This window comes from Vibrio sp. V42_P2S4T144, from assembly GCF_009904715.1.
Taxonomy (GTDB): domain Bacteria; phylum Pseudomonadota; class Gammaproteobacteria; order Enterobacterales; family Vibrionaceae; genus Vibrio; species Vibrio alginolyticus.
Genome location: NZ_WXWS01000191.1, coordinates 1 through 2,659, shown reverse-complemented (window position 1 = coordinate 2,659; position 2,659 = coordinate 1). Strand labels below are relative to the sequence as shown.

At 43.4% G+C, this 2,659-nt stretch carries 2 protein-coding genes; one reads left to right on the top strand and one right to left on the bottom strand.

Annotation, left to right across the window (positions count from 1 at the left end):
• Positions 1-26: 26 nt before the first annotated feature.
• Entirely contained in the window at positions 27-713 is a 687-nt protein-coding gene (locus CAG68_RS06720; protein WP_080659233.1) for a GntR family transcriptional regulator, read from the top strand.
• Between the two features lie 54 nt (positions 714-767).
• On the opposite strand, the gene CAG68_RS06715 is transcribed toward CAG68_RS06720, so the two are convergent.
• Positions 768-2,618, bottom strand: coding sequence for a diguanylate cyclase (locus CAG68_RS06715; RefSeq protein ID WP_202599876.1), 1,851 nt, complete (start codon positions 2,616-2,618; stop codon positions 768-770).
• Between the last annotated feature and the right edge of the window lie 41 nt (positions 2,619-2,659).

The window sequence follows — 2,659 nt, the reverse complement described above, 5'->3', positions numbered from 1 at the left end:
ATCGTCACGATTAAAGTTTCTATGAGGTGTATGTGTCTAGTCCCACTCTTACCGACAAAGTATTAAGAATGATCCGTCAGGATATTCTCGATGGCGAGCTTAAACCAGGTCAAAAACTCGTGGTTGCCGAACTCAAAGAGAAGTACAACGTAGGAGCGTCACCCATTCGAGAAGCATTGGTGCAATTATCTTGGAGCAAATACGTCAAACTCGAGCCGCAAAAAGGCTGCTGGGTTGCACCTGTATGTAAAGATGAGTTACATGACTTGTACGAAAGCCTGCAAATGGTCTCCGCATGCTTACTCAGTAAGGCAATTATGATTGGCGATGAAAAATGGGAACTGGATGTACTAACTGCTTATCACAAGTTATCCCGAGTAAAACCTGGCGAAAGCTTTTGTTGGAGGGAATGGGAAGAGCGCCAAAATCAGTTTCTTACTGCGCTGTTTGAAGGTGCTGGCTCTGTCAATATGTTTGGGTTTTTCCGCGATCTACTCACGCAAATTAAACGCTACCAATACTTCGCGATGCAGATTTTAGGCACAGGGAACCCTGGGCACTGTAATCTCGATGAGCAAGAAATACTGATGAAGGCATCGCTAGACAAAAAGAGTCAGGATGCTTTAGGTTATCTAGAGCGTTATTTGAGACAGTCAATACAGTGTATCGAAGCCGCCATCGACAACCAATGTCGCATACTGGCTAGCGAATAACGCTGAGACTAAAAAGCGGGGGTCTATCCCCGTTTTTTCGTTTTTGTAAAAGCACTAAGCAATATCATCATAACTATGACACAGCGATACGCAGTTACGCCCTGCACTTTTTGACTCATACAAAGCAATATCAGCACATTTATACGTTCTTGTACGATCAGAGGTTAAATCACTATACCCAGCACTGACGGTAATGCCTCTATCACTACGCATTTGAACCGCGACACGTAGCCTGTTCAATACAATTTCAGCCTCTTCTAGTGTTGTATGCGGCATGATCACTGCAAATTCCTCACCACCGACACGAGATACAAAGTCTGTGCTGCGGACTTCTTCTAGGAGGGTTTCTGCGACACTACAAATCACCTTGTCTCCTTCGTCGTGGCCTAGCTCGTCATTAATACGCTTAAAATGGTCAATATCAAACAACGCCAAACAAGCAGGAGGGCTATCAGGATAGCGTTCAATAATCCCCGCATATTGCGCCAATTGCTCTTCAAATTTTCGGCGGTTCCACAACCCCGTCAAGCCATCTTTTTCGCTTAGGTTTCGTAATTTTTCTTCTAACTCTTTTTGCCCAGAGATATCCACCAGCGACGTAATGTAATAACTCACTTTACCTGATTTGGTTAAATTCGCCTGAATACGCATTATTGCAGTAAAGACTTGATTAAACTTAGTTCGACAACGAATCTCCCCTTCCCATACGTGTTCACTCTTCAGTGTTTTCCAGATACTCAGGTTTGCTTCGAGATCTTCAGGTAAGAGAATTAAATGATGTGCACTCCAACCTTGGGCATGCTTGGTTGAGTAACCCATCATATTTTCAAACTCTTGATTAACCATGATGATTCTATGTGAAGCATCCGAGATCATCACCGCAGTCATACCATCAAGAGCAGCTCGAGCCAACTTCGATTCCATACTATGACGCCGATAATGCAGAGCAAGGGCTGCCGTCGGCAAAGTGAAGCCGAGCACCAAACTTAAAACAAAAAACGCTTCTTGGATTAAGTCATCAATATCCCTCTGAGCTCGGGATAATAACTGCTCATTGGTAAGATCAATAACCAGATGAAGAGGTTCGCTAGAAACAAACTGGATGGTGCGATACGCGACCAAATTCGAACCATTGTAAGCATAGCCCGAATCTTTTGAATTTAAACTACGCCAAATGTTTGGGTACATCCGGCCAAAATTAAATTGAGAGCGAGCGGGAATTATATGGCCATACAAACGAGCTGATTTAGGGCTATCAATGTAAAATCCGTCACTCTTAATCAGCTCAATATGGAAATCAAGCACTGACGAATAGTTGAGTCGAGAGGATAAATAGTCAATATCAACATTAAGCACAAGATACCCTTCGCGCTTTCCGTTAAGCGAAATAGGCATCAAAATACGCAGTGACGGGCTATAGGGATAGACTAACTCGCCATACTCTCGTTCTAAACCTATCCCCCACGAAGCGATTTCGCCATCGTCTAAGTTCTTAGCGAATTGAAAGTAATCTCGCTCTGACTTATTTTGCAATTTGATCGCGGGCAACGCAGCGCCTGTTTCAATCTCATAATTAATCCTCACTTTTTCTCGACCAGAAACATCAAGAAAGCGAATTTGCTTATACAACTTTTGATTGATTGCGACCGAGATCCACATGTCTTCTAAGATGGAACGGTTCACCCGGTTAGGTTGGCGCAGATATTCATACAGACTTTGGCTGTGACCAAGTAGGTCACTGATCGTTTCGATTTGATCCTGAATATTGCTGTATTCACGGCCAGTATAGGCCAATTGATGTAACGCTTCTTGAGCGGTGTTCTCAACATTGTTTTCTAACAACGTCAGATATTTCTGATAGTAGTAAGCGGCAGTGAGTGCACTAAAAAATAGTGCTGTCGCCAATAAGGCGCCGATCGCTTAGGTACTTTCACACGTCTAATGCC